Below are 26,638 nucleotides of genomic sequence, written 5' to 3' on the forward strand. Positions count from 1 at the left end.
TTCACCCGCGATCGACGGCTCACCGGACAGGGCCTCCCCGCCCGCCGCACGCCGCGGGGTGAACAGGTGGGTGGGCGGGAGAGATCCGCCGCGCAGCGGCGGCCTTGAGCGGCTGCCCGTCGCGGGAGCGAGAAGCGGCGGTTCAGACGTGCAGCACATCCGCAGGCCCCCTACTTGTCCTCGTCGAGTGTGTAAGTCCGGTCGCCCCGCGGGATCGCCGCCTCCTCGCCCTGGCCCACCAGGGCCAGGCGGACATGCGTGGCGAACGACTCCGCGTACGCGACGCGCTGCGCGTCCGCGGTGTCCAGGGCGAACGTGATCGGCACCGCCTCGGTCGCCGTACGACGGCTGCTGCGGTCGTCCTGGTCGGGGTCGAGGGCCGTCAGCTTGCCGACGTCGATCACCTTCGCGGACTCCACGATGACCTTCGACTGGTCCTTGGCGTTGTCGGTCTCGCCCTTGAACGTGGCGTAGATGTTGACCGTCGAGCCCGGCGTGATCTTGCCTGCGACGCCCGTCGCCGCGTCGATCATGATGGCGATCTCCTGCTGGCCCGGCTCCAGTTCGGGGCGGTTCACGATCATGTCCGTCTGGAGCAGCGAGCCCTTGCGCAGCTCGGTCACCGCGATCTTGCCGCGGACCTGGCGGAGATCGGTGACGGCGTTGTCCGAGAGCCACCTCTCCGGCATCTCGACCTTCTCGAACTGGTCCGCGCTGAGCTCCTTGTAGGGGGCGATGTCCCCCTTGAGCTTGTACGCGGCCACCTCGGGGCCCACCTTCGAGTTCACGTCCCGGATCACGGAGAGGACGCCCGCGAACGCGCCGAACGCGGCCAGGACCGAAAGGACCAGCAGGATGACGCCGCGGCGCTGGCGTGAGTTCATGGACCGGACTACCTCGATCGGGTGCGGGCGGCTACGGACAGTGATCGTTGTGGCGCGCGTTCAGTTCGGGTTCGTACCCAGCGGAGCCCGGCCTTACGTCCTGCCTCGCGGAAGCGCCCGTACGGCACGAGTCGAAGCAGGGGCGGGGGCGGTTGCGGCGGGGGCGGATGCGGCCGGTGCCGCGCGTTCCGGCGGTGACAGCAGTGGCGCGGCACAGAACCCGCAGCGGTCACCGATGAGTTCGAGACCGCACCAGTGGCAGTCGTCCCGCCGGACGGACGACACCAGTTGGTAGAGAACCGAGATGTCGGGGATCGCCGCGGCGAACTCGACGAGCTTGCCCGTGGCCCACCAGCGCGCGGAATCCCCCGGAAGCCGCGCCTCCGCGACCTCCTGGGTCCGCCAGGCCGCAGCGAGCGTCTCGGTGACCCAGTCGGACCCCAGCTGTCCGGCGGCGTACAGCATCTTCGTGCCGAAGCCGGGGCCCGGCAGCGTCGCGTCGCCCGTCACCTTGATCAGCTCGGGGCGGGGCGTGGCGAGGACGGCGAACTGGGCGCCCGGCACCCATGACTTGGCGTGCGACTGCAGCGTGACCGGGACCCGGTCCAGCTTCGCCACCGAGCCGAGCAGTGCGCCCGCGTAGATGTAGTGGGACAGGAGGCGGGCGGCCGATGCGAGGACACCCGGGCTGAAGTCGCAGATCGACAGCTGGCGGAGCTGGAGCGCGAGGACCGCGAGGCCGAGCGGCGGCAGGTCGGGGCGCAGGATCGCGATGCGGTCGCTCTCCAGGACGGAGCGGATCGCGTGCATGCGCTGGACGAGGGCGGGCGGGGCCGACGCGGGGCAGAGGACGATCACATAGCCGTGGTGCTCGATGAGCGTGTGCATCTCGGTGAGCGCCTGGTCCAGGGAGTACGTCCGTGGTGACTGGACGGCGCTCTGCAGGACGGCCGCGGACGGGGTGTGCCGGTCGGGCGACGGCAGCACCAGGTCAGGGCCGGTGACGGCTATGGCGGTCGGCATACGCACACCCCCCGGTCTTCGTGCACTTCTGCCTCAGCACCTTATCCAGGTCATCGCCACCTCAACACCCAACTTCCCACTGTTCACATTGAGGTTGGCCGGACGCGCGGGGTCCGGGTGATGTCAGAGGTCTTGACAACGCAATTGGTCTGGACCAGCTTGTACGACCAGGCAAGGCGCCGGGCAACCCCCTCGTACGGCCCGGCGAAAGCTCTCCGAGCGCCCCAATTCCCCCCACCGGAGGCAGAAGTGGACCACGCACGCGGCAGGACACGCAGGAAGGCAGGGTCCGTCATCGGTCTGACAACGGCACTCGCCCTCGCGCTCACCGGCCTGCTCACCGGCGGCGCCGACGACGCCGACGCGGACACCCGCGCCGTACCGAAGCACGCGGTGACCGGCTACTGGCAGAACTTCGACAACGGCGCCACCGTCCAGAAGCTGAGCGACGTACAGGACGAGTACGACATCATCGCGGTGTCGTTCGCGGACGCGACCGGCACGCCGGGTGAGCTCGCCTTCAACCTGGACTCGGCCGGGCTCGGCGGGTACACCGTCGAGCAGTTCAAGGCGGACCTCAAGGCCAAGCAGGCGGCCGGGAAGTCCGTGATCCTCTCGGTCGGCGGCGAGAAGGGCGCGGTGTCCGTCAACGACGCCGCCTCGGCGACCGCCTTCGCGGACTCGGCGTACGCACTCATGCAGGAGTACGGCTTCGACGGTGTCGACATCGACCTGGAGAACGGGCTCAACTCGACCTATATGTCGCAGGCGCTGAAATCCCTCGCCGGTAGGGCCGGTTCGGGGTTCGTGCTGACCATGGCGCCGCAGACGATCGACATGCAGTCGACGTCGAACGAGTACTTCAAGACCGCGCTCGCCGTGAAGGACATCCTCACGGTCGTCAACATGCAGTACTACAACAGCGGTTCGATGCTCGGCTGCGACGGCAAGGTCTACAGCCAGGGCTCGGTCGACTTCCTCACCGCGCTCGCCTGCATCCAGCTGGAGGGCGGCCTCGCCCCGTCGCAGGTCGGCATAGGTGTCCCGGCGTCGGCGAAGGCAGCCGGCGGCGGATACGTCTCGCCGGCCGTCGTGAACCAGGCACTCGGCTGCCTGGCGAAGGGCACGAGCTGCGGTTCCTTCAAGCCGTCCAAGACGTACCCCGGCATCCGGGGCGCGATGACCTGGTCGACGAACTGGGACGCCGCCGACGGAAGTTCCTGGTCCAAGGCGGTCGGGCCGCACGTCCACGGGCTGCCGTAACCGGCGGGCACCCCTCGCACCCGCAGCGCCGCCGCTCCCCCGGCGGCGCTGCTGTTCTCCCCCGCGCCCCTACCAGGGCAGGTCGCGCACCTGCTGCACGCACAGCACCAGGAAGAGCAGTCCGGCCCCCGCGAGCATCACGTTGCTCACGATGCCGTTGCGCCACTGCTTCGGCGTGCGCGAGGAGTTGAGCAGCCAGAGCAGCGTGAGCGCGAGGAACGGCATGAAGAAAGCGCCGAGCACGCCGTAGGCGACTACCAGGCCGAACGGCTGGTCCAGGAAGAGCAGGCCCATCGGCGGGAAGGTGAGCCACAGCAGGTAGGCCCGGAAGGGAACCGACTTCTCCCGCTTGCCTGCCGCGACCTCCTTGACCATGCCGTCGGGGCCCTCGCTCGGCCCCTGGGCGCCGGAGGCCTCGATCGCACCCGAGCGCTCGCGCCGCAGCCGCTCCACGAAGTCCGCGAACATCAGGCTCACGCCGTGCCACACGCCCATCAGGGCGCCGAAGGACGTGGCGAAGAAGCCGATCAGGAAGAGATTCGCGGTGACCGCGCCGAACTTGTCCTCCAGGACGTTGCCGAGGTCGATGAGACCCCGGTCGCCGGAGGTGAGCGCGATGTTCGTGGAGTGCAGCAGCTCGGCGCCGATGATCATCATCGAGACGACGAAGATGCCGGTGGTGATGTAGGCGACGCGGTTGTCCAGCCGCATGACCTTGAGCCAGCTGATGTCGGTCCAGCCCTTGGAGTTCACCCAGTACCCGTACGCGGCCATGGTGATGGTGCCGCCGACCCCGCCGATCAGGCCGAGCGTGTACAGGAGCGAACCGTCGGGGAGGACCGGCACCAGGCCCGCGAAGGCGTTGCCGAGGTCGGGGGCGACGCGGATGGCGACGTACACCACGATCAGGAACTTCATCCCGATGACGACCGTCATGACCTTCTCGAAGACGGCGTACCGGTTGAACCAGACGAAGGCGAGGCCGAGCAGGCCACAGAGGATCGCCCAGAATTTCAGGCTCGGCCCGTCCGGGAAGAGCGCGACCAGCGGCAGGGCGCTGGACGACATCGCCGTGGCGCCGTAGACGAAGCCCCAGATCACGACGTAGATCGCGAAGTACCAGGTGGTCCACTGCCCGAGGCTGCGCCAGCCCTCGAAGAGGGTACGGCCGGTGGCGAGGTGCCAGCGGCCCGTCGCCTCGGCGAGCGAGATCTTCACCAGGCAGCCGATGATCGCGGCCCACATGAGCGTGTAGCCGAACTTGCTGCCCGCGATGAGCGTCGCGACGAGGTCGCCCGCGCCGACGCCGGTGGCGGCGACGACGATTCCGGGTCCGATGTACTTCCAGCTCGCCTTGCGCATCCGGGGTGCCGTGTCTCCCGTGGCGGCAGGGTCGCTGCCTGTCGTTTCAGCCATGCCGATCAAGAAACCGCATGGCGGCTCGTGACACAAGGGGTTGGCCGAAGACTGCGTTGACCGGAGCATGCCATGCCCCGACGATGGGGCCGCGCAACCCGCACCGCACGACCCGCACCGCACGCGTCGCACTGAACCACCCCCCCCCACCCCCAGGAGACTTCATGCGACTCCGCATACGCGGCAGAAGATCCGCCGCCCTCGCGGTCCTTCTCGCCCTCGCCGTGGCGGCGCCCATCACCGCCAACGCCTCACCGGACTCCGCAGGACCCGCCACGCGCGGCACGGCCGCCACCGACAACGAAACGCGCCAGTACGAGATCCCCCTCGGCGACGATCCCGCCGCCCGCACCGCGCTCGCCCGCACCGGCGTCGCGATCGACGAGGTCGACGCCCGCGCGGTGGTCGTCTCGGCCGACGGCCGCGAGGCGGCCGGGCTCCGGGACGCGGGCTACGAGCTCAAGGCCCTGGCCGGACCCCCGAAGCGTACGAACGGGGAGCCCGTGGAGGCCAAGGACTTCCCGCCCGCCGACGCGAGGTACCACAACTACGCCGAGATGAACGCGGAGATCAACCAGCGCATCGCCGCCCACCCGACCCTGATGAGCAAGAGGGTCATCGGCAAGTCCTACTCGGGCCGGGACATCGTCGCCATCAAGATCAGCGACAACGTGGGCACCGACGAGGCCGAGCCCGAGGTCCTCTTCACCCACCACCAGCACGCCCGCGAACACCTGACGGTCGAGATGGCGCTGTACCTCCTGCGCGAACTCGGCGACGACTACGGCACGGACGCGCGCATCAAGAAGATGGTCGACGAGCGCGAGATCTGGATCGTGCCGGACCTGAACCCGGACGGCGGCGAGTACGACATCGCGTCCGGCTCCTACCGCAGCTGGCGCAAGAACCGCCAGCCCAACAGCGGTTCCTCGAACGTCGGCACCGACCTGAACCGCAACTGGGCCTACCGGTGGGGCTGCTGTGGTGGCTCGTCCGGCTCCACGGGCTCCGAGACCTACCGCGGCCCCCGCGCCGAGTCCGCCCCCGAGACGCAGGTCGTCTCCAACTTCGTCCGCAGCCGCATCGTCGGCGGCAAGCAGCAGATCAAGGCCTCCATCGACTTCCACACGTACAGCGAGCTGGTCCTGTGGCCGTACGGCTACACGTACAGCGACACGGGCCCCGGCCTCACCCAGGACGACCGCGACGCGCACGCCGCCATCGGCCGGAAGATGGCCGCGAGCAACGGCTACACGCCGCAGCAGTCCAGCGACCTCTACATCACGGACGGGTCGATCAACGACTGGCTCTGGGGCAACCAGAAGATCTTCAGCTACACCTTCGAGATGTACCCGTCGTCCGCGGGCGGCGGCGGCTTCTACCCGCCCGACGAGGTGATCGAGCGGGAGACGAACCGCAACAGGGACGCGGTCCTGCAGCTCCTGGAGAACTCGGACTGCATGTACCGCTCCATCGGCAAGGAGCAGCAGTACTGCACGAGTTGACGGCTTTGGCACGGCACCGCGGCCCCGGACCCGTGTGGTGGGTCCGGGGCCGCGGTGTGCCGTGGGCGGATTAGTCGCGCGGGCCGCCCGCGGGCGGCCTAGTAGAAGGAACCGTCGGCGACGCCGGCCCGCAGGCCGTCGTACATGATCTTCGCCTCGCCGAGGCAGAGGTTCTGCGCGGTGCTCCCCTCGGGGTGGGTCTCCAGGCAGGAGGCCCGCATCTGGTGCCAGAAGTGCTCGTCGATCCACGCCTTGGTCTCCGCCGTGGCGCTGAGCTTGAGCGCGCCGTGGTTGCCGTAGTTGCGGTAACCGAAGTCGTGCTGGGCGCAGGCCTCGAAGAAGATGCCGTCCGGCCACCACGTGCAGCCGTCGTTGCTCCAGTCGTACGGAGCGTTGTGCGGGTGATTGACGAAGTCGATCCGGTTGAGGTTCATGATGCGGTCGGCCTCGCCGCGGATGTCGTCCGCAGCGGCGACGGGAGCCGCTCCGGCGGTCAGTGCGAGGCAGGTGGTCGCCGCGAGGAGGATTTTGCGCAGGGCGGTGCGTACACGCATGACTGAGTCCTTCGTGGGTCGGACCGGGCGTCTTGCCGCCCGGAGGTGACGGCAACGGCCGCCGGTCACCCCGCCGGAGCCGATCACTCCAAAGGAGGGGATGAGCGCGGATGGATCACGCCCGGCGGCAGCTATGCGTAACTTTCCGAGTACGCAGCGTTGCCGGTTCTCAGCGTGGGGCACGGGACGCGGGTGGCCAAGGAGGTGCCTGTCGCCTTGTCCGACGGGAAACGGGAAACACCATCTGACCTGCGGGCTCTTCCGTCGACGGAGAGCTTCGGCGACTGTTTGCGGCGGCTGCGCGCCGACCGCGGCCTGTCCCTCGCGGATCTTTCGCGGGTCGCGCACTACAGCCGGGGCTACCTGAGCAAGGTCGAGAACGGACAGAAGCCGCCGACCGCGGAGGTGGCCCGCGGCTGCGACGAGGCGCTGGACGCGGGCGGCGAGTTGATCGCCCTCGCGCCTCCGCCGGTGGGCGGGCCCGGGCGGGGGGTCTGCCCCTATCCGGGCCTCGCCGCCTTCGGTCCGCGGGACGCCGCGTGGTTCTTCGGCCGCGAGCGGGCCACCGCCGCCCTGACCGCGCGTCTCGCGGAGCGGCTGCGGCGGCCGGGCCTGGTGGCGGTCGTGGGTCCTTCGGGTGCGGGAAAGTCCTCGTTGCTGCGGGCCGGGCTCGTCCCCGCGGTGGCCCGCGGTGTGCTGCCGGTGGCCGGATCCCGGTCGTGGCCGGTGGTGTGCTTCTCCCCGGGGGCCCACCCGCTCGACAGCCTCGCCGCGGCGCTCGCCGGTGTACCGGGGCTTGAGATCGGTGCGGGGCCGTCCTCCCCGTCGTACGCCGATGCGGTGCGGGAAGCGGTCGGGGGCGCGGGCGGCGGGAAGGGTGCTGGCGCCGGTGCCGGTGCCGGTGCCGGTGCCGGTGCCGGTGCCGGTGCCGGTGCCGTGGGCGGTGCCGGTGCCGTGGGCGGACTCGTGCTGGTGGCCGACCAGTTCGAGGAGGTCTTCACCCTGTGCACGTCGGAGGACGAACGACGCCGCTTCATCGAAACGCTCTGCGCCCTGCCCGCCCCCGTCACTTCCGGCGCACCTGCCACATCGGCCGCCCCGACGACGCACGTCGCCCCTGCCGCACCTGCCGCACCTGCTGCACCTGCTGCACCTGCTGCACCTGCTGCACCTGCTGCACCTGCCGAGCCGACCACGCACGTCGCTGCCGGTGCGCCTGCCACGCACGCCGCCCCGACGACGCACGTCGACCGTGCGGTGCGTGCCGTGCCTGCCGCGCCGACCACGCACGTCGCTGCCGGTGCACCTGCCACGCACGCCGCCCCGACGACGCACGTCGCCCCTGCCGCACCTGCTGCACCTGCTGCACCTGCCGCACCTACTGCACCCGCCGAGCCGGCCACGCACGTCCGGCCTGCCGTGCCTGCTGCACCCGCCGCGCCCGCCGTACCCCTTGCGCCTCCCGCTCCCGTTGCCCCTCCTGCGCCCGCCTCGCCCGATGCACCCGGCGCGCCCGTCGCTTCCCGTGCAGCTGTCACGTCTGCCGACCCGACCACGCACGCCGCGCCCACCACACCCCTCACGCCTCCCACTCCCATCGCCCCTCCTACGCCCGCCTCGCCCGATGCACCCGGCGCGCCCCTCGCGCCCACCCCACCCCAGCAGTCACCCCCCGTCCTCGTCGTCGTCGGTATTCGCGCCGACTTTTACGCGGCCTGTCTTGGGCATCCGGAGCTTGTGGTTGCCCTGCGGGAGGGGCAGTTGCCGCTTGGGGCCATGGCTCGGGGGGAGTTGTGTGCGGCCATCGAGGGGCCCGCCCGGCGGAACGGGCTTGTCCTCGATCCGGGGCTGGCCGAGCTTTTCCTCGCCGAACTCGGCGTCCACGGTGACGCCCCCGCGCCGCACGACGCGGGCACCCTGCCGCTCCTCGCGCACGCGCTGCTCGCCACCTGGCAGCAGCGCGACGCGCAGGACGGGCGGATGAGCGTGGCCGCCTATCGCCTCACCGGCGGCATCAGAGGCGCCGTCGAGGCGACCGCCGAGGACGTGTACCGCGGCCTCGACCCGGCAGGGCAGAGCGCCGCCCGGCACCTCCTGCTCGCCATGGTCCGGATCGGCCCGGAGCAACAGACCGCCCGGCGTCGCATCTCCCACGAGCAGCTGGCCTCGCTGCCGCCGGGCCCGGACACCACGCACCGCGTCATGACCGCGTTCGCCGACGCCCGGCTGCTCACCCTGGACGCCGACGGCGCCCAACTCGCCCACGAAGCCCTCCTGTCGGCCTGGCCAAGGCTGCGGACGTGGATCGACACCGATCACGCCCTGCTGCGCGACCGGCAGCGGCTGACCGAGGCGGCGGAGGCATGGGAGAGCTGCGGACGTGACCCCGCCGTCCTGTACCGCGGCTCCCAACTGGCCGCGGCCACAGAGGCCCTGGCCGGCACCCACACCGGCCGCGCGACCCCGGAGGCCCGGTTCGTCGCCGCCGCGCGTACGGCCGCTTCACGCCACGCACGCCGCCGCAGGAACACCCGCGCCGGCCTGGTCCTCCTGACGGTCCTGGTCCTCCTCGCGAGCGTCACCGCCTGGCAGCAGGCCCGGGGCCGTGTCCAGCGGGACGCCGAGGCGGCCTCGCGGCAGCTGGCCTCCCGGGCCGACGGCCTGCGCTACACGCATCCGGTGGAAGCCATGCGGATGAGCCTGGCGGCCTGGCACGTCCAGCACACCCCCGAGGCCGAGGCCGCGCTCCTCGCCTCGGCGGCCCAGGCCGAACAGGACGCGTTCCGCCCCCCGTCGGGCGACGGCGCCGACGAGTACCACGGCGCGCACCTCAGCGGGAACGGCCGCGTGGTGCTCACCCGCGACGACCGGCACGTCCACGCCTGGGACGTCGTGCGCCACGAGCGCGTGGCCCGGATCAGGCACCGCGGACGGCAGGTGCAGGATCTGTCGGCGGACGGCAGACGGATCGTCCTCGGCAAGGGCAGCCGCTCCCGGGTCCACGACGTGCGGTCCGCCCGCCCCGTGGGACCCGCGTTCCGTACACCGTCCGAGCCGGCTTCCTTCTCCCCCACCGGGCGCCACGTCGTCGTACAGGACCTGTCGTCGATCGGCGTACGGCGCACGGAGAGCGGCCGCATCGCGCGGCGGGTCACCCTCACCCCGTACGCGGACGTCCCCGAGGTGGTGATCAGCCGCGACGACCGCGTCATGGCGTTCTGCCGTGCCGCCGAGCCGAACGGGCCCGCCATGCTGGAGATGCTCGGCACGGCGGGCGGCCCCACCCCCTCCTCCCCGCTCGGCAAACTCTCCCGCAAGGACCGCAGGACCGTGTGCGGGAACGAGCGGCTCGGTCACCGGATCGTCCTCGACCCGCGCGGCCGGTTCCTCGTCTCCCTGGGAGACACCGCCCGCGCCTGGGACATGCGGACCGGCCGGTCGTGGCTCGCCTCGCCGGTCCACGCGAGCGCCGCGTTCAGCGACGACGGCGAGTTCCTCGGCGTCACCACCGACGAGGAGGTCCTGCTGTGGCGCACCTCCGAACCCCGGCGGCCGGTGTACCGGCACTCGCTGAACGGCGGCACCGCCACGCAACTGCGCATCGACACCGAGGACCGGGCCATCCGCTACTGGGAGGACGGCACGACCGTACGCACCCTGGCCCTGGGCAACGCGCTGACCTCGGGCTGGCGGCGCGAGAGGGTCGTCGAGGCGCAGTACAGCCCCGACGGGAGCCAGTTGGCGCTCGCGCGCCGCTCCGGCGGGCGGATGCGCTTCGAGCTGCGTCCCACCGCTCCCGGCTCTCGCAGCTCTCCCGGCTCTCCCGGCGCGGCGCCCCGCCTGCTCACGTCCGCGGACTGCGGTCTTTCCGAGCCGGGTGACGTGGACCGCGCGGACCGGAGCTGCGACGTGCTGATGTCGTTCAGCGCCGACGGCCGCCACCTTGCGTACGGGATCAGGGCGCGGCACAGCTACACCAGCCGCCGTCACCCGCAGTCCGTACATGTGTGGGACGTACGGGAGGGCCGCGAGGAGAGCCGGCACGTGCTGGCCCGCGCGGGCCGCGAGGACGAGGACGCCACCGGGTTCGCCCTCGCACCGGACGGCACCAGGCTTCTCGTACTGCGGGACACCGCACGGCAGTTGGAGACCGTGGACCTGCGTGCGGGCGGCGACGCTCAGACGGCGCCCGTCGCGTTCAACGGCCGGTCACCGGGCAACGGCCACCTGGTCCTGCGCCCCGACGGCGCCTTCGCCGCGGACAGCGGAGGGCTCTACCGGCTGCCGTCCGGACGCAGGCCCACCCGTCCACCCCTCCTGGCACGGAGCGCGCACCGCATCGCCTTCAGCGCCGACAGCACCCTGCTCGCCACCGGCGGGTCCACGGGAAGGGTCGCCCTCTGGAACGGCGACGGCACCCAGCTGCTCGCGGACCTGCACGGCACGTTCGACGTCAGCGGGGACGGTTCCGGGTCCCCGGTGACCGCCCTCGCCCTCAGCCCCGACAGCCGCACGCTCGCCGCGGGCGACAGCGGGGGCCGCGTCGCGCTGTACGACGTACCGTCCAGCAGGCTCCTGGTCGCCGCCCTGCCCACGGCGGGTGACGCGGTCCGCGCGCTCGCCTTCGGCCCGGACGGCAGGACCGTCCTGGCCGCGGGCGAGCACACGTCCTCCCACGCCTACCGCCTCGGTCACGGGTACCTCGTCGAACGGGTCTGCGCACGCGCCGGGGGAGGGTTCTCCGCCGCCGAGTGGGAGAAACACGTTCCGGGGGTGCCGCACGGCAGGACGTGTGCGTGACACGGCCCCCGTGACGTGGCCCCCGTGACATGGCCCCCGTGACATGGCCCCCGTGACACGGCCCGTCCGGGTGCGGTGCCGGCATAAAAGGACGAGCATGGACTCATCAGGGCCGCGACGCGATCACCATCCCTGAGGGGGCTTGGAGATGTGTCATGCGCGTCCACAAGGTACGCCCCGACATCAGTGTCCTGAGCGACAGCCTGGAGGTGCCGGGGATCGGCCACATCCCGGTCAACGCCTTCGTCCTGCACGCCACCCAGCCCGTCGTCGTCGACACAGGTCTCGGCCTGTCCGACCGGAACTTCCTGGAGGCGGTCAGCACCGTCCTCGATCCCGCCGACGTGCGATGGATCTGGCTCACCCACCCGGACCGGGATCACACGGGCGGGATCTTCGATCTGCTGGTCGCGGCACCCCAGGCGCGGGTCGTGACCACGTTCGCGGGGGCCGGGATCATGTCCTGTGAGCGCCCGCTGCCGCTCGACCGCGTCTTCCTCCTCAACCCGGGGCAGACCCTGGACGTCGGCGACCGCACCCTCACGGGGTTCAGGCCGCCCCTCTTCGACAACCCGGCCACGGTCGGCTTCTTCGACGACAAGTCGGGGGTCTGCTTCAGCTCCGACTGCTTCGGAGGGCCGATGCCCAGCGCCGAGCTGGCGCAGGCCGACGACGTCCGCGAGGTCCCGGTGGAGGACCTGCGGGCCGCGCAGCTCCTGTGGGCCACGGTCGACAGCCCGTGGGTGCAGAACGTGGACGTGGAGAAGTATCTCGGCAGCTTCCGGCCGTTGCGGGACGGGGCGCCCGAGCTCGTACTCTCCACGCATCTGCCGCCGGCCCTCGGGATCACCGGGACGATGATGGACACGCTGGGCTCGGCGCCCGGGGCCCCGCCGTTCGTGGGTCCCGACCAGGCGGCGCTGGAGCAGATGCTGGCCGGGTTCGAGCCCGCGGGCGGGCATCCGGTCGCGACCTGACAAAGACGCCCCGGACCGTGACGGCCCGGGGCGCCCTCACTCACGTACGGGAAGGAAACGTACGAGGAGTAGGAGAAGGAGAAGTGGTGCGGCTGCACGAACAGCCAAACGACCGGCTACACGAACAGGCTCACCACGGCCGCGACCGCGAACCCGGCCAGCGACAGCACCGACTCCAGGACCGTCCACGTCTTCAGCGTGTCCCGCTCCGAGATGCCGAAGTACTTCGCCACCATCCAGAAGCCGCCGTCGTTCACGTGCGAGGCGAAGATCGAGCCCGCCGAGATCGCCATGATGACCAGGGCGACGAACGCCTGCGAGTGGTCGCCCTCGGCGAGGAGCGGGGCCACGATGCCCGCCGTCGTCACGATCGCCACCGTCGCCGAGCCCTGGGCGACACGGAGCACCAGGGAGAGCAGGTAGGCGAGGACGATGATCGGCAGGCCGACGTCCTGGAACGTGTCCGAGAGGGCCTTGGCCACGCCGCTCGCCTTGAGGACCGCGCCGAAGATCCCGCCGGCGCCGACCACCAGGAGGATGTTGCCGACCGGCTTCAGGGACGAGGTCGACACCGTCTCCAGGGACTTGCGGGACCAGCCGCGCCGGATGCCGAGCAGGTAGTACGCCATCAGCAGGGCGATCGTCAGGGCGACGAAGGGGCTGCCGAAGAACTCGATGACCGAGCGGAGGGTCGAGGGGTCGAAGGCGATCGACGAGAAGGTCGCGAGGAGGATCAGGAACAGCGGCGTTCCGATGATCGCGAAGACCATGGCGAGGGGCACCGGCTTCTCGCGCGGCTCGACGCCGGCCGCACGCTGCTCGGCGACGACCGCCTGGCGCGCCTCGTCGGCGGCCTCGACCATGTCCTGCGGGACGGGCACGAAGATGCGCTTGCCGATCCAGGCGGAGTAGACCCAGGCGGCGATGACGGCCGGGATGCCGCAGACGATGCCCATCAGGATGACCCAGCCGAGGTCCACCTTGAGCAGACCGGCGGCGGCCACCGGGCCGGGGTGCGGGGGCAGGAACGCGTGGGTCATCGACAGACCCGCGAGCAGGGGCAGGCAGTAGAGCAGGATCGACTTGCCGCTGCGCTTGGCGGCGGCGTACACGATCGGCGCGAGGACGAAGATGCCGACGTCGAAGAAGACGGGGATACCGAAGATCAGACCCGTCAGGCCCATCGCCAGCGGGGCGCGCTTCTCACCGAAGAGGCCCAGGAGGCGCGATGCCAGCACCTCGGCGCCGCCCGAGACTTCGAGGATCGCGCCGAGCATCGTGCCGAGGCCGATGATGATCGCCACATGGCCGAGGATGCCGCCCATGCCGGACTCGATGACGGAGACCGCGTCGGACTTCTGGACCGTGCCGAAGAGTTCGGTGACGGAGAGGCCGGCCGAGAGGCCGACGACTATGGACACCGCGAGCAGCGCCACGAAGGGCTGCAGCCTGACCTTGATGATCAGGAAGAGCAGGAGCACGATGCCGAGCGCGGCGACGGTCAGCAGACCGGCGGTGCCGTCGATCAGGGTGAGGATTCCGCCGGTGTGGGGTGGTTCCTCGGCGGGGGCGGCGGCCGCGAGCGCGGCGAAGGGGGACGACGGGGACATCTTTGACCTCGTAAGTGCATGGGGCTTTCAGGGCAGGGGGGATCACGGCGCGGCGCCTCGGGGGGAGTTGGCACCGCGCCGTGACGACTAGCGGCTTGCGGGATTTGGATCAGAGGGACGGGCCGCGTCAGCTCAGGACGGCGAGCGCGTCGATCTCGATGAGCAGACCCTTGGGCAGGCCCACGTAGACCGTGGTGCGGGCCGAGGCGGGGGCCTTGAGGCCCTGCTCCTCGAAGTACGCGTTGTAGATCTCGTTCATCTCGGCGAAGTGGTCCACGTCCGTGAGGTAGACGCGCATCATCATCACGTCGTCCCAGGTCGCGCCACCTTCTTCGAGGATCGCCTTGACGTTGGCGAACGTCTGGAGGGTCTGCTCGCGCAGGGTCGGGCCCGCGGGGGTGGGGGCCTTGCCCTCCTCGGCGGGGAGGAAGCCGACCTGACCGGCGACCTGAAGGATGTTGCCCTTCTTGACGCCGTGGGAGAACTTCGCGGGCGGAGTGGTGTGGGTGGCCGGGGTGAGAGCGGTCTTCTCGGTGGTCATGACGTGCTCAGGCTTCCTTGAGGGGTGACTTGCCGGAGTACTCCCGGCTGATGGCGTCCGCCGTACGGCGCACCAGCGGGAGCAGCGTGAGGAGTTCGTCGGCGGTGACGACGACATTCGGCGCGGAGACCGACATGGCGGCGACGACCCGGCCGTCCGCACCGCGGATGGGGGCCCCGATGCAGTTGATGGACTCCTCGTGACCACCGAGGTCGGTGGCCCAGCCCTGTTCGCGCACGGCGCTCAGTTCCTTGAGGAACGCGGCGGCGTTGGGCGTCGAACGGGACGTGTATGTGGGGTAGTCGAGCTTCTCCGCGATCGCGCGGCGCTCGGCCTCGGGAAAGTCGGAGATCAGCAGCTTGGCGACGGCGGCGACGGTGATCGCCACCGGCTTCCCGATGCGCGAGTACATCCGCACCGGATAGCGGCTCTCGACCTTGTCGATGTAGAGGACTTCCTGCTCCTCGTAGACCGCGAGGTGCACGGTGTGGCCGCACTTCTCGTTGAGGGCGAGGAGGTGGGGGTGTGCGATCTCGCGTACGTCGAGGTTCTCGACGGCCTCCTGGGCGAGCGCGAAGAGGCGGGCGCCCAGGCGGTAGCGCTGGTCGGACTGGCGGTAGACCAGGCCGTGTTCGTGCAGCGTGCGAAGGAGTCGCAGGGCGGTGGACTTGTGCACTTCGAGGCGCTCGGCGACCTGGCCGAGATCGGCCGGGCCTTCGGCGAGCAGCGGCAGGATGGACAGGGCGCGGTCGACGGTCTGGCTCATGTACGTGCCTCCTCCTTGGCCTCAGTGTTCACGGGGACGCCGTCCGTCCAGCCGGGGCCGAGGTGCAGTCTCCCCCAGGCGGCGGCGTCGAGGGCGGCGAGACGGTCGGCGTGGTCCCGCGACGGGGGCGTGGCGAGGTCGCCGGGGACGGTGAGGGCGGCGGCGGCCATGAGGTGGCCGTGGCGCAGCCGCAGGCCCACGGGAAGCCCCCGCAGCGTCGCGGAGAGGAACCCGGCGGCGAAGGCGTCACCGGCGCCGACTGCCGCGACGACGTCGACGCGGGGTGCGGGCTCCTCGTACCGGCTGCCCCCGGTGCCGTAGGCGACGGCGCCGTCCGCGCCCCGCTTGACGACGAGGAGCTGCGGCTCGGGCAGCGCGGCGCGGATCGCGTCCGGGCCGCCGGTGATGCCCCAGGCCTCGGCGGCCTCGTCCTCGCCGACGAAGACGAGGTCGGCGCCGCGCGCGAGGTCGAGGAGCACCTCCTGGCCGCCGTCCGGCCACAGGCCCGGGCGGTGGTTGACGTCGAAGGAGACGCCGTCCGCCCCGGTCGCCGCATCGGTGAGGGCGCGCAGCAGGTCCAGGCAGTCCGCGGAGAGTGCGGCGGTGATGCCGGACAGGTGCAGGAGGCGCCCGGAGCGCAGTGCGGCCTGATCGACGTTGGCCGTGGACATCGCGGAGGCGGCCGATCCCGCGCGGTAGTAGAGGACCTCGTGGGCGTCGGTGTCGCGGTCGTCGGCGGTGCGGAAGTAGATGCCGGTGGGGCGGTGCGGGTCACGTCCCACGGACCCGGTGTCCACGCCGTAGCGGGCGATCGCCTCGACGAGGTGGTCCCCGAAGCCGTCGGCGCCGACGCGGCTGACCCAGCGGGTGCGGTGCCCGGCGGCGGCGAGCGCGCAGACGACGTTCGACTCGGCGCCGCCGATCCCGCGGCCGAAGGAGGGGACGTCGGCGAGGCGTCCGGCGCGTGAGGGCAGGAAGGTGACCATGGACTCGCCGAGCGCGACGACGTCCACTGCTGCCTGCGCGTCCATCGCTGCCTGCGCGGCCTCTGCGGTCACGATCTTCCTGCCCCTCGACGACTGCCAACCGACTGCCCGGATCCGTTGACCCGGCGTTGGCTCGGATGTTAGACAGCAGTAAGCGACATACGCAATGACCGTTGCACATAATGCAACGCACCTTTTCGAGGAGGCGCCATGGCCGCCGACAACGCAGCCGACCGCTCCGCCGGACGTCTTGCCCGGGAGCTCGACCGGCTCGCGGACGAGCGGGTCGATCACCGCTTCAAGGGCCTTCCGCCGGACGCGGAGGGCCTTACGGTCGGCGAGCTCGCGGCCCAGCGCCGTAACCTCTTCACGGGCGGTTTCACCACCCCCGTCCTCGCCCTCTCCGCCGAGCGCCTCGAGCACAACCTCGCGCTGATGGAGGCGTACTCCGAGCGGCACGGTCTCGCCTTCGCCCCGCACGGCAAGACGTCCATGGCGCCGCAGCTCTTCGCCCGCCAGCTGGAGCGGGGCGCGTGGGGCATCACCCTGGCCGTGCCGCACCAGGTGCGGGTGGCGCGCGCCTACGGCATCGAGCGGATCTTCCTCGCCAACGAGCTGGTGGACGCGGCGGCGCTGCGCTGGATCGCGGGCGAGCTGGCGGCGGACCCCTCCTTCCGCTTCATCTGTTACGTCGACTCCGTCCCCGGCGTCGCCCTGATGGACGCCGCTCTGCGCGAGGCGGGCGCGACGCGTCCCGTCGACGTCGTGGTGGAGCTCGGTGCGGGTGACGGGGCGCGCACCGGCGTGCGTACGGAGACCGAGTGCGTGGAGATCGCCAACGCGGTCGCCGCCGCGGACACGCTGCGTCTGGTGGGCGTCGCCGGGTACGAGGGCGAGGTCCCGGAGGCGACGCCCGAGCGGGTGCGTGCCTGGCTCGGGCGACTCACCGCGCTCGCCGTCGAGTTCGACAAGGCGAACCGGTTCGCGGACCTCGACGAGATCGTCGTCAGCGCGGGCGGCAGCGCGTGGTTCGACGCCGTCGCGGACGTCTTCGAGGAGATCCCCGAACTGTCGGCGCCGGTACTGAAGTTGCTCCGCTCCGGGGCGTACGTCTCCCATGACGACGGCCACTACCGTCACTTGACGCCGTTCAACCGCATCCCGGACGAGGGCGCGCTGCACCCGGCGTTCCGCCTCTGGACGCAGGTGGTGTCGCGGCCCACGCCCGAGCAGGCGTTCACGAACGCGGGCAAGCGGGACGCGGCGTACGACATCGACCTGCCCGAGGCGCAGGTCGTCCACCGGGACGGGGTGGACCGGCCCGCGACGGGGGTCACGGTGACGGGCCTCTCCGATCAGCACGGGTGGGTGCGGACCACTCCGGAGGCGGATCTTGCCGTGGGTGACTGGGTGGGCCTGGGTCTTTCCCACCCCTGCACGTCCTTCGACAAGTGGCAGTTGATTCCCCTGGTCGAGGCGGACGGCACGGTCACGGAGTACATCCGCACCTATTTCTGACCCCTGGGTCCTGGGGGCCCCGCAGCGGGGGGCGGCGGGGGCACCCCCCTTAACAACAACCCGGCCGGAGGCCGGGGTGCACCCGGCAGCCGGGGTGCACAACACAGCGCACAACCAAGCTAAGAGAGAGGCACCTCCATGGACCTGGTGATCCGGGACGCACGCGTCATCGACGGCACCGGAGGTGCCTCGTACCGAGCCGACGTCGGCGTACACGAGGGGCGGATCACCGAGATCCGCAAGGAGGGCGAAGGCCCCCGTCTCACGGGGGCCACGACAGTGGACGCCCAAGGCCTCGCCCTGGCCCCCGGTTTCATCGACATGCACGCGCACAGCGACCTCGCCCTCCTCCGCGACCCGGACCACAGCGCGAAGGCCGCCCAGGGCGTGACCCTGGAGGTCATCGGCCAGGACGGCCTGAGCTATGCCCCCGTCGACGACCGCACCCTCGCCCAGGTCCGCCAGGCCATCACCGGCTGGAACGGCGACGGCAGCGACATCGACTTCGACTGGCGCACGGTCGGCGAGTACCTGGACCGCCTCGACCGGCAGGGCACCGCCGTCAACGCGGCCTACCTCATCCCGCAGGGCGCCGTTCGCATGTACGCCGTCGGCTGGGACGACCGCCCGGCGAGCCCCGCCGAGGTCGAGCGGATGAAGCAGCTCGTCGCCGAGGGCATGGAGCAGGGCGCCGTCGGCATGTCGTCGGGCCTCACCTACACCCCCGGCATGTACGCCGACGACTCCGAACTGACCGAGCTCTGCAAGGTGGTGGCCCAGTACAAGGGCTACTACTGCCCCCACCACCGCAGTTACGGCGCCGGCGCCCTCCAGGCGTACGAGGAGATGGTCAACCTCACCCGCACCGCGAACTGCCCGCTCCACCTGGCGCACGCCACCATGAACTTCGGCGTGAACAAGGGCAAGGCGCCCGACCTGCTCGCGCTCCTGGACACCGCGCTCGCCGGCGGCGCCGACATCACCCTGGACACCTACCCCTACACCCCCGGCTGCACGACGCTCGTCGCCATGCTGCCGAGCTGGGCCAGCGAGGGCGGCCCCGACGCGATTCTCGCCCGCCTACAGGACGACGGGACCGCCGAGAAGATCCGCCACCACATGGAGGTCATCGGCGCCGACGGCTGTCACGGCGTGCCGATCGAGTGGGACAAGATCGAGATCTCCGGCGTCTCCGACCCGGGGCTCGCCTCCTGCGTCGGCAAGACGGTCGCCCAGTCCGCCGAGCAGCGCGGTGAAGAACCCTGGGTCACCGCGCGCCGCCTCCTCATCAACGACAAACTCGGCTCGACGATCCTCCAGCACGTCGGCCACGAGGAGAACGTCCGGGCGATCATGCGCCACCGCGTGCACACGGGCGGCAGCGACGGCATCCTGCAGGGCTTCAAGCCGCACCCGCGCGCGTACGGCACGTTCCCGCAGTACCTCGGCCGCTACGTACGCGAACTCGGCGTCCTCACCCTGGAGGAGTGCGTCGCCCACCTCACGTCACGCCCCGCGGCCCGCCTCCGCCTCCCCGACCGAGGCCTCGTACGCGAGGGCTACCGCGCCGACCTGGTCCTCTTCGACCCGGACACGGTCGCGGCGGGCTCCACCTTCGACGCTCCCCGCACCCTCCCGACGGGCATCCCGCACGTCCTGATCGACGGCAAGTTCGTGATGAAGAACGGCCAACGCACGAACACCCTCGCGGGCCGCTCAATCCGCCGAACTCCCTAAGCGGCGCGGTCTCCCCCTCCCCCTCGAACGCGAAGCACCCACTGCCGCGGGACGGGCGGCCATACTTCATCGCGAGGGGGGTCCCTGCGCGGGCGCGGCTGGGGGTTTGCGCGGACACCACCCAAAGCCTTGCTGGGCCGGGGGCGTTGAGGGTGGCCGGGGCCATCCGGTTGTCCCGAGGTTGGTGGTTACGGGCCGGGAGTCAAGGGCGCTCCTACGTCGCGTCGGCTACGCCGATTCCGCTGCGCTCCACCCTTGACACCCACCCCTCCACCACGCGAGGGAAGACGACCGGACGGCCCAAGGAGCGAGACTCTCGACCACTCCCGCTACGTGGACCGGTTTGCGCGCCGGGCGCGGACTGGTTCTTCCGGGGCGGGCCGGGGGTGGCACGGTGCGCAGCCGGCCCGGGGACAGGTGCCGGTCTCAGCAAGCGTGTGCGGACTGGTTCGTCGCAGGGCGCCCAGAGGTGGCACGGTGCGCGACCGGCTCGGGAAGTGGTGGCGGTCTCGCCAAGCGGATGCCGACTGGTTCGTCGCGGGCGCCCTGGAGTGGAGAGGCGCGCGACCGGTTCGGTAAGGACTGTCGGTCTCGTCAAGCGAGCGCGGGCCGGTTCGTGGCGGGACGCCCGGGGATGGCAGGGTGCGCGACCGGCCCGGGGAGGGGTGGCGGTCTCGTCAAGCGGATGCGGACTAGTTCGTCGCAAGGCGCCCCAGGGCGGCAGGTGCGCGGCCGGCCCGGGGACGGGTGGCGGTCTCGCCAAGCGGGCGCGAGCCAGTTTGTCGCGGGGCGCCGGAAGGCGGAGAGGCGCGCGGCCGGCCCGGTAGGGACTGTCAATCTCGTCAGGCGGGCGCGGGCCGGTTCGTCTCGGGACGCCCGGATTGGCAGGGTGCGCGGCCAGACCGGGGCCGGGTGACGGTTTCGTCAAGCGGACGCGGACTAATTCGTCGCAGGGCGCCCAGAAGTAGAGACGTGCGCGGCCGGATCGGGGACAGGTGACGGTCTCGCCGAGCGGGCGCGGACCAGTTCGTCGCAGGGCGCCCGGGGCGGAGAGGCGCGCGGCCAGATGGGGTCGGAAGCGGTCTCGTCAAGCGGGTGCGGGCCGGTTCGTCGCGGGGCGGGCGCCAGGTGCGGCGGTGGCGGTGCAGGGAGAGGTGGCGGCGCATTGGTCGAGCGGACGTCTCTGCGGGCCGGTTTCCCGTTCTGGTTGCGTCGCCCCTCGCGGGCTCCCGCCAGACCGACCTCTCGCCGAGATGTCTCGCCGGGGCCTCTCGCGTCGGCCTGCCAGTCGCCGAAGTGCACCCCGGACGGCGCCGAATGCAACAAATTCCCGCGAGAAGGGGCTCTGGGGCGCGATTCCTGGGACTTTATTGCACATCGCGCCCGTGACGCGTCGCAAGGGCCCGAGGTCGGGGCCGAACCGATGCGTATCGGAAGGGCACGAGAGCGGGACCGGCCCCAACCGAGCCGAGCCGAGCCGAGCCGAACGGCAGGGAGGTTGCGGTGCCTGGGGCGGGACCTACTTTGGGAAGGTTGCGTTCTGACAGTCAGGGGGCGCGCAAGTTGGCCAACGCGCCTTCCGCGAATTAGGTGCCGGACCCCCAGCCTCGGCACACCCCACCCCCGCAACCCCCGCCTCCTGCGCAATCTCCGCGAGCCGACACAGCCCCCGCAGCCCCGATACCCGGTCGCCGACCTTCCCCGCCACAGCCCTCCGACTCCCCCCACCCCCACACACACTGCCCTCCGGCCTGGGCCAGTCGCCTGCCCACCCGCGACCCGCCACCCAACCCCCCGACATTCCCCCCGCAACAAACCGGCTCGCGAGCGCTAGACGGAACCGGCAGTCCCTACCAGACCCACCGCGCCTCTCCACCGCCGGGCGTCCCGCGACAAACCGGCCCGCATCCGCTCGACGAAACCGCCACCCCTCCCCGGGTCGACCGCGCACCCTGCCACCCAGGGACGCCCCGCGACGAACCAGTCCGCCCCCGCTTGACGAAACCCTCACCCGTCCCCGGGGCTGGCCGCGCACCCCTCCACTCCTCCGGCGCCCCGCCACGAACCAGGCCGCATCCGCTTGGTGAGACCGCCACCCAACCCTGGGCCGGTCGCACACCGTGCCATCCCGGGCGCCCCGCGACGAACCAGTCGGCATCCGCTTGACGGGACCGCCACCACTTCCCGAGCCGGCTGCGCACCTTGCCACCTCTGGGTGCCCTGCGACGAATAAGTCCGCGCCCGCCCGACGAAACCGTCACCCAGCCCCGGGGCTGGCCGCGCACCCCTCCACCCCCCGGGCGCCCTGCGACGAACCAGTCCGCACACGCTTGACGAGACCGGCACCGGTCCCCGGGGCCGGTCGCGCACCGTGCCACCCCCGGCCCGCCCCGGAAGAACCAGTCCGCGCCCGGCACGCAAGCCGGTCCACGTAACGGGAGTGGTCGAGAGTCTCGCCCCCTGGGCCGTCCGGTCGTCTTCCCTCGCGTGGTGGAGGGGTGGGTGTCAAGGGTGGAGCGCAGCGGAATCGGCGCAGCCGACGCGTAGCGCAGCGGAGCGCCCTTGACTCCCGGCCCGTAACCACCAACCTCGCGACAACCGGATGGCCCCGGTACCGATCGAAGCCCCCGGCCCGCCCGAAGCCCCAGGCCCGGTACGAAACAACGCCCCCGGCCCAGCAAGGCTCCCGGCCACGTCCGCGCAAAGCCCCCCGCTACTACGACTTCTTCCGGATGTTGATGTGGGCGTTGAACTCCGCGCCGAGGACCGTCAGGAATACGTTGCCCTGCCAGCGGCGCGTGTCCAGGGTGTCTCCGACCTGGCCTTTGCCGAGCGCCCCCTTGTCCTGGATCTTCAGTGCCCGGAAATCGGTGAACTGGTCGAAGTTGCGGGTGTCGGCGAGTTCTCCGGCCTCCCGCCATTCCACGCGGAAGGCGGCGTAGTCGTCCTCCGACATGTCGGGCCCGAAGGTGAAGTCGGGCGGACTGGCCTGCTCGTAGCGGTGCTTGCACTGGTCGATGAGCTCGCCGGCGGTCGTCTTGGCCCCGACCGCCTTCACCAGGGCGCCGCCCTGGTCCGCGATCGCCGCCTTGCGCTCCGCCACCCGCTCCCCGCGCCGCTGTTCGATCAGGTCGTCCTCAAGAGTCTTCTTGGCCGCGTCCAGACCGTTGTACTTGTCCTCGACCCACGCGATACGAACCGAGGCGTCCCGCTGACGCTGGCCGATCACTCCCCAGGGCAGGCCGATCTGGGCGCTGTATGCCTTCAGCAGCTGAAGTGCTTCCGTGGCGTCGTTCGCGTACTCCACCTTGCCGATCATCCTGGTCATGACGACCCCCTCGTCCCCGCCGGCCCGTCCGGCAGGTGCGCGGGCAACGTCTCACCGCCAGGGTGGCGCGTCACCAGGTGGCGGCCCGTCCGGTTGCGCTCGGCAAGACCGGCCCCACCGGCGAAACCGGCCCCACGGCAAGACCGGCCCCACGGGAAGCCCCCCTTCGCCGGCCCCACCTTCGCCGGCCCCCCCTTCGCCGTTCCCGCCGTAGCGCTGCCACCCCCGGAGGCACCCCGGAGGCGCCCCGCAGGGTGGCAGCGCTCGGAAGCCGCCTTACGGGGTGACGGCCGCCGGACGCGGCAGCTTGCAGCCCTTCCGGCCCAGGTCGATCTTGCTGTCGTGTCCGACGCAGGGCACGATCCCGTACGTCTGCTGGGCGTAGTTGATGCCCTGTCGAACCGTCACGTTGCCGCGGCGGTCGACCTCACAGGGGTTGTTGAGGGTGCAGCGTTCGCCGTCCTCGTTCCCCGTGTTGTTGACCGCGGTGACCTTGCCGGTCTTGTGGTCGATCACCGGTGAGCCGGACGTGCCGCCGATCGTCTGGCACTCGGGGGTGTAGCGGACGGAGTCCTTCCAGGTCCACTCGCCTTCCTTGAGCCGGTACGCGAAGCCGTCGATCTTGCAGGTGTACGTCTTCTTCCAGTACCCGGAGACGACGGTGATCGCCCGCTTCTTGACCGGGTGGGCGTCCTCGATCTCCAGCGCCTTGATGCCGTACTTCTTCTTGATGTCGGCGTAACTGGTGGTGAGTTGGTAGAGCGAGATGTCGGTGTCGGTCATCGTCGCGTACGAGATCTTGCTCGCCGTGAGCGTCGCCTTCTCCGCGCCCTTCGCGTCGAGCAGCTTGAAGGTGCGGGTGGACGGCTGGTCGACGATGACCTCGCCGGCCGCCGGGAATCCGCTCTCCAGGCAGTGGCCGTTGGAGAGGACGAGCGCGGGGTCGTCCGCCTTCGACTGCGGCACGCGGACGACGGAGCCCGAGCAGTTGCTGAGTGCGACGGTTCCGGCGAAGTCGACGCTCTTCTTCGCGGCAGCCTCCCCCGCCGCCCGCGTCGACGGTGCGGACGGTGCGCTGTCCGGAGCCGCGACGGCCGGTGCGGAGCCGAACCCTACGAGGGTGAGGGCGAGTAAGCCGCCCGCGAGAGCCTTCTTCATGTGTGGAGCCCCCCTTGTAGCTGTCTTGTTGGCTGAGCCCTGACTTGTTGGCTCTGCCCTGACTTGCTGGCTGTGCCCTGACTTGTTGGCTGTGCCCTGTCTTAGCGGCTGTGCCCTGTGTGGTTGTCATGGGCATTCTTCGGGGGGCCCATTGAGGGGGACAAGGGGTGAGAACTCTTGACAATTCGGCGGGACCGCCGGGAAGGGCGGTCCCGCCGTGGACCGCAGCAGCCTTACGGCTTGGGCAGCTCGCAGCCCTCGCGGCTCAGGTCGATCTTGTTGCCGGGGGCGACGCACGGCACCACGCCGTACGTCTGCTGGGCGTAGTTGATGCCCTCGCGAACCGTCACCTTGCCGTTCTCGTCAACCTCGCACGGGTTGTTGTCCGTGCACTCCTCGCCGCTCTCGTTGCCGGTGTTGTTGACGGCGACGACCTTGCCGGTCGCGTCATCGATCACCGGGGAGCCCGAAGTGCCGCCGATCGTCTTGCAGTCGGGGGTGTAGCGGACCGAGTCCTTCCAGGTCCAGTTCCCCTCCTTGAGACGGTGGGCGAAGCCGTCGATGCTGCACTTGTACATCTTCTTCCAGTAGCCGGACGCGACGGTGATCGCCTTGCCCTGCTCCGGCCGCGCCGCGTTCAGCTCCAGCGCCTTGATGCCGAACTGGCTCTCGATCTCGCTGTAGGTGCTGGTGAGTTCGTAGAGCGAGAGGTCGGTGTCCGTCATAGTGCCGTAGGCGATCTTGCTCGCCTTGACCGTGCCCGCGTCGCCGCCACCGGCGTCGAGCAGGGTGAAGCTGCGCGACGACGGCTTGTCGACGACGACCTCGCCGGGCGCCGGGAAGCCGGCCTCCAGGCAGTGGCCGTTGGACATCACGAGCGCCGGGTCGCCCGGCTGCGAGTCCGGCACCCGGACGACGGAGCCGGAACAGTTGCTCAGCGCCACGGTGCCCGCGAAGTCAACCGCCTTCGCCTTCACGGGCCGTTCGTCGCTGACGGCCGTCGCGGGCACCGCCGTTGCTCCGAGGAGCAGGGCGGAGAAGCACGCGACGACGAGAGGCTTGTGCATGTGGGGGGTCCCCTCTGTTGACTATGTGACCGAAGTTGCTTCGGTTTTGTCATGCGCATTGTTGGGGGTACTCGCCCGCGAGAACAAGACCGCATGCGGACACAACTGACCGCTGAGAGGACACTCCCGGGTCAGAGGTGAGTCGCACCGAGCCCGTTCACCTCCCGCCACACGGCCGGGAGACACTCCCCGGCCCGACGTGGCGCAAAACACGAGGCGGCTCTCCTTACGCGGCCGTAAGCTCGCGGACATGCAGGTCATCCAGTCGACAAAGCTCGCCAACGTCTGTTACGAGATCCGGGGCCCGGTGCTCGAGGAGGCGATGCGGCTGGAAGCGGCGGGCCACCGCATCCTGAAGCTCAACACCGGCAACCCCGCGGCCTTCGGGTTCGAGTGCCCGCCGGAGATCCTGGAGGACATCCTCCGCAACGTCGGCGACGCGCACGGCTACGGCGACGCGAAGGGCCTCCTCGCCGCCCGCCGCGCGGTGGTCATGCACAACCAGACCCTGGGCATCGAGACCGACGTCGAGCACGTCTTCATCGGCAACGGCGTCTCCGAACTCATCGTCATGGCCATGCAGGGCCTGCTCGACGACGGCGACGAGGTCCTCGTACCGGCGCCGGACTATCCGCTGTGGACGGCCGCGGTCTCGCTCTCCGGCGGCACGGCCGTGCACTACCGCTGCGACGAGCAGGCGGACTGGATGCCGGACCTCGCCGACATCGAGCGCAAGGTGACCGACCGCACCAAGGCGCTCGTGATCATCAACCCGAACAACCCGACGGGCGCCGTGTACAGCGAGGACATGCTGCGCGGCCTGACCGACATCGCGCGGCGCCACAATCTCCTGGTCTGCTCGGACGAGATCTACGACAAGATCCTCTACGACGACGCGGTCCACACCCCCACCGCCGCCATCGCCCCCGACCTGCTCACCCTCACCTTCAACGGCATGTCGAAGGCGTACCGGGTGGCCGGTTACCGCGTCGGCTGGGTGGCCATCTCGGGCCCGAAGGCGCACGCGTCCTCGTACATCGAGGGCCTGACGATCCTCGCCAACATGCGCCTGTGCGCGAACATGCCGGGCCAGCACGGCGTGGTCGCCGCGCTCAGCGGACGGCAGACGATCAACGACCTCGTGCTTCCGGGCGGGCGGCTCGTGGAGCAGCGCGACACGGCGTACGACCTGCTGACGCAGATCCCCGGCGTGAGCTGCGTGAAACCGAAGGGGTCGCTCTACCTCTTCCCGCGGCTCGACCCGAAGGTCTTCAAGATCAAGGACGACCGGCAGATGGTGCTCGACCTGCTCCGCGCCGAGAAGATCATGGTCGTGCACGGCACCGGTTTCAACTGGCCGGAGCCCGATCACTTCCGGGTCGTCACGCTGCCCACGGCGACGGACCTGGCCGAGGCCGTGACCCGCATCGGCAACTTCCTGGACGGCTACAGCCAGCCCTAGGCCTCCAGACCCGCCAGACCCGCCGGGCCCTACAGGCCTACAG

Annotated in this window: 18 protein-coding genes; 7 read left to right on the plus strand and 11 right to left on the minus strand. The window is 70.8% G+C overall.

The window, feature by feature from the left end:
* Nucleotides 1-170: 170 nt before the first annotated feature.
* Together cpaB and ACWD02_RS10215 are read right to left on the minus strand one after the other, a co-directional pair.
* The gene (gene cpaB / locus ACWD02_RS10210) at nucleotides 171-884 is read right to left on the minus strand and encodes a Flp pilus assembly protein CpaB (RefSeq protein ID WP_451206982.1); all 714 of its coding nucleotides are present in this window, start codon (nucleotides 882-884) and stop codon (nucleotides 171-173) included.
* A 93-nt stretch (nucleotides 885-977) separates the two neighbouring features.
* A complete protein-coding gene (locus ACWD02_RS10215) occupies nucleotides 978-1,907 on the minus strand; it encodes a hypothetical protein (protein WP_451206985.1) in 930 nt (309 codons plus the stop codon).
* A 294-nt stretch (nucleotides 1,908-2,201) separates the two neighbouring features.
* Here ACWD02_RS10215 and ACWD02_RS10220 point away from each other — a divergent pair, with 294 nt between their 5' ends.
* On the plus strand, nucleotides 2,202-3,170 hold the full coding sequence (locus ACWD02_RS10220) for a chitinase (protein WP_451207468.1): 969 nt from the start codon (nucleotides 2,202-2,204) through the stop codon (nucleotides 3,168-3,170).
* A 69-nt stretch (nucleotides 3,171-3,239) separates the two neighbouring features.
* Here ACWD02_RS10220 and ACWD02_RS10225 read toward each other — a convergent pair whose 3' ends face one another.
* Nucleotides 3,240-4,586: an Nramp family divalent metal transporter gene (locus tag ACWD02_RS10225; protein ID WP_451206988.1), complete on the minus strand. Its 1,347-nt coding sequence runs from the start codon at nucleotides 4,584-4,586 to the stop codon at nucleotides 3,240-3,242.
* Between the two features lie 164 nt (nucleotides 4,587-4,750).
* Here ACWD02_RS10225 and ACWD02_RS10230 point away from each other — a divergent pair, with 164 nt between their 5' ends.
* A complete protein-coding gene (locus ACWD02_RS10230) occupies nucleotides 4,751-6,091 on the plus strand; it encodes a M14 family metallopeptidase (protein WP_451206991.1) in 1,341 nt (446 codons plus the stop codon).
* Between the two features lie 98 nt (nucleotides 6,092-6,189).
* Here ACWD02_RS10230 and ACWD02_RS10235 read toward each other — a convergent pair whose 3' ends face one another.
* On the minus strand, nucleotides 6,190-6,645 hold the full coding sequence (locus ACWD02_RS10235; protein ID WP_451206994.1) for a phospholipase A2: 456 nt from the start codon (nucleotides 6,643-6,645) through the stop codon (nucleotides 6,190-6,192).
* Between the two features lie 216 nt (nucleotides 6,646-6,861).
* On the opposite strand from ACWD02_RS10235, the gene ACWD02_RS10240 reads away from it, so the two are divergent.
* Nucleotides 6,862-11,445: an nSTAND1 domain-containing NTPase gene (locus ACWD02_RS10240; RefSeq protein ID WP_451206995.1), complete on the plus strand. Its 4,584-nt coding sequence runs from the start codon at nucleotides 6,862-6,864 to the stop codon at nucleotides 11,443-11,445.
* 155 nt (nucleotides 11,446-11,600) lie between these two features.
* Entirely contained in the window at nucleotides 11,601-12,422 is an 822-nt protein-coding gene (locus tag ACWD02_RS10245) for an MBL fold metallo-hydrolase (RefSeq protein ID WP_451206998.1), read from the plus strand.
* A gap of 116 nt (nucleotides 12,423-12,538) precedes the next feature.
* On the opposite strand, the gene ACWD02_RS10250 is transcribed toward ACWD02_RS10245, so the two are convergent.
* From ACWD02_RS10250 to ACWD02_RS10265, 4 genes are all read right to left on the minus strand, one after another.
* Complete coding sequence (locus ACWD02_RS10250) at nucleotides 12,539-14,032, minus strand: GntP family permease (protein WP_451207001.1); 1,494 nt, start codon at nucleotides 14,030-14,032, stop codon at nucleotides 12,539-12,541.
* Nucleotides 14,033-14,159: 127 nt separating this feature from the next.
* Nucleotides 14,160-14,573: a RidA family protein gene (locus ACWD02_RS10255; RefSeq protein WP_062770654.1), complete on the minus strand. Its 414-nt coding sequence runs from the start codon at nucleotides 14,571-14,573 to the stop codon at nucleotides 14,160-14,162.
* 7 nt (nucleotides 14,574-14,580) lie between these two features.
* Nucleotides 14,581-15,339, minus strand: a complete 759-nt coding sequence (locus tag ACWD02_RS10260; protein WP_361055395.1) for an IclR family transcriptional regulator — start codon at nucleotides 15,337-15,339, stop codon at nucleotides 14,581-14,583.
* Entirely contained in the window at nucleotides 15,336-16,370 is a 1,035-nt protein-coding gene (locus tag ACWD02_RS10265; RefSeq protein WP_451207469.1) for a sugar kinase, read from the minus strand. Before ACWD02_RS10265 ends, ACWD02_RS10260 begins: the two co-directional genes overlap by 4 nt.
* A gap of 165 nt (nucleotides 16,371-16,535) precedes the next feature.
* On the opposite strand from ACWD02_RS10265, the gene ACWD02_RS10270 reads away from it, so the two are divergent.
* On the plus strand, nucleotides 16,536-17,843 hold the full coding sequence (locus tag ACWD02_RS10270) for an amino acid deaminase (RefSeq protein WP_451207005.1): 1,308 nt from the start codon (nucleotides 16,536-16,538) through the stop codon (nucleotides 17,841-17,843).
* Between the two features lie 138 nt (nucleotides 17,844-17,981).
* Complete coding sequence (locus ACWD02_RS10275; RefSeq protein WP_451207009.1) at nucleotides 17,982-19,580, plus strand: N-acyl-D-amino-acid deacylase family protein; 1,599 nt, start codon at nucleotides 17,982-17,984, stop codon at nucleotides 19,578-19,580.
* Nucleotides 19,581-22,296: 2,716 nt separating this feature from the next.
* On the opposite strand, the gene ACWD02_RS10280 is transcribed toward ACWD02_RS10275, so the two are convergent.
* The 3 genes from ACWD02_RS10280 to ACWD02_RS10290 all read right to left on the minus strand — a co-directional run bounded on the left by ACWD02_RS10280 (nucleotide 22,297) and on the right by ACWD02_RS10290 (nucleotide 25,133).
* A complete protein-coding gene (locus tag ACWD02_RS10280) occupies nucleotides 22,297-22,908 on the minus strand; it encodes a hypothetical protein (RefSeq protein ID WP_451207013.1) in 612 nt (203 codons plus the stop codon).
* 276 nt (nucleotides 22,909-23,184) lie between these two features.
* Nucleotides 23,185-24,066 (minus strand): trypsin-like peptidase domain-containing protein, encoded by an 882-nt coding sequence (locus ACWD02_RS10285; protein WP_451207016.1) that lies wholly within the window; start codon nucleotides 24,064-24,066, stop codon nucleotides 23,185-23,187.
* A gap of 233 nt (nucleotides 24,067-24,299) precedes the next feature.
* Nucleotides 24,300-25,133, minus strand: coding sequence for a S1 family peptidase (locus ACWD02_RS10290; RefSeq protein WP_451207019.1), 834 nt, complete (start codon nucleotides 25,131-25,133; stop codon nucleotides 24,300-24,302).
* Between the two features lie 250 nt (nucleotides 25,134-25,383).
* Between ACWD02_RS10290 and ACWD02_RS10295 the strand changes: the two genes are divergently transcribed.
* Complete coding sequence (locus tag ACWD02_RS10295; RefSeq protein ID WP_451207022.1) at nucleotides 25,384-26,595, plus strand: pyridoxal phosphate-dependent aminotransferase; 1,212 nt, start codon at nucleotides 25,384-25,386, stop codon at nucleotides 26,593-26,595.
* Nucleotides 26,596-26,638 lie beyond the last annotated feature (43 nt).

The sequence above is a fragment of the Streptomyces sp. NPDC002853 genome (genome assembly GCF_053591915.1).

What these genes read in the sequence shown, in the direction of transcription:
- cpaB (WP_451206982.1), bottom strand. Translation starts at nt 884, where the DNA reads ATGAACTCACGCCAGCGCCGCGGCGTCATCCTGCTGGTCCTTTCGGTC.
- ACWD02_RS10215 (WP_451206985.1), bottom strand. Translation starts at nt 1,907, where the DNA reads ATGCCGACCGCCATAGCCGTCACCGGCCCTGACCTGGTGCTGCCGTCG.
- ACWD02_RS10225 (WP_451206988.1), bottom strand. Translation starts at nt 4,586, where the DNA reads ATGGCTGAAACGACAGGCAGCGACCCTGCCGCCACGGGAGACACGGCA.
- ACWD02_RS10230 (WP_451206991.1), top strand. Translation starts at nt 4,751, where the DNA reads ATGCGACTCCGCATACGCGGCAGAAGATCCGCCGCCCTCGCGGTCCTT.
- ACWD02_RS10235 (WP_451206994.1), bottom strand. Translation starts at nt 6,645, where the DNA reads ATGCGTGTACGCACCGCCCTGCGCAAAATCCTCCTCGCGGCGACCACC.
- ACWD02_RS10245 (WP_451206998.1), top strand. Translation starts at nt 11,601, where the DNA reads ATGCGCGTCCACAAGGTACGCCCCGACATCAGTGTCCTGAGCGACAGC.
- ACWD02_RS10250 (WP_451207001.1), bottom strand. Translation starts at nt 14,032, where the DNA reads ATGTCCCCGTCGTCCCCCTTCGCCGCGCTCGCGGCCGCCGCCCCCGCC.
- ACWD02_RS10255 (WP_062770654.1), bottom strand. Translation starts at nt 14,573, where the DNA reads ATGACCACCGAGAAGACCGCTCTCACCCCGGCCACCCACACCACTCCG.
- ACWD02_RS10260 (WP_361055395.1), bottom strand. Translation starts at nt 15,339, where the DNA reads ATGAGCCAGACCGTCGACCGCGCCCTGTCCATCCTGCCGCTGCTCGCC.
- ACWD02_RS10265 (WP_451207469.1), bottom strand. Translation starts at nt 16,370, where the DNA reads ATGGACGCGCAGGCAGCAGTGGACGTCGTCGCGCTCGGCGAGTCCATG.
- ACWD02_RS10270 (WP_451207005.1), top strand. Translation starts at nt 16,536, where the DNA reads ATGGCCGCCGACAACGCAGCCGACCGCTCCGCCGGACGTCTTGCCCGG.
- ACWD02_RS10275 (WP_451207009.1), top strand. Translation starts at nt 17,982, where the DNA reads ATGGACCTGGTGATCCGGGACGCACGCGTCATCGACGGCACCGGAGGT.
- ACWD02_RS10280 (WP_451207013.1), bottom strand. Translation starts at nt 22,908, where the DNA reads ATGACCAGGATGATCGGCAAGGTGGAGTACGCGAACGACGCCACGGAA.
- ACWD02_RS10285 (WP_451207016.1), bottom strand. Translation starts at nt 24,066, where the DNA reads ATGAAGAAGGCTCTCGCGGGCGGCTTACTCGCCCTCACCCTCGTAGGG.
- ACWD02_RS10290 (WP_451207019.1), bottom strand. Translation starts at nt 25,133, where the DNA reads ATGCACAAGCCTCTCGTCGTCGCGTGCTTCTCCGCCCTGCTCCTCGGA.
- ACWD02_RS10295 (WP_451207022.1), top strand. Translation starts at nt 25,384, where the DNA reads ATGCAGGTCATCCAGTCGACAAAGCTCGCCAACGTCTGTTACGAGATC.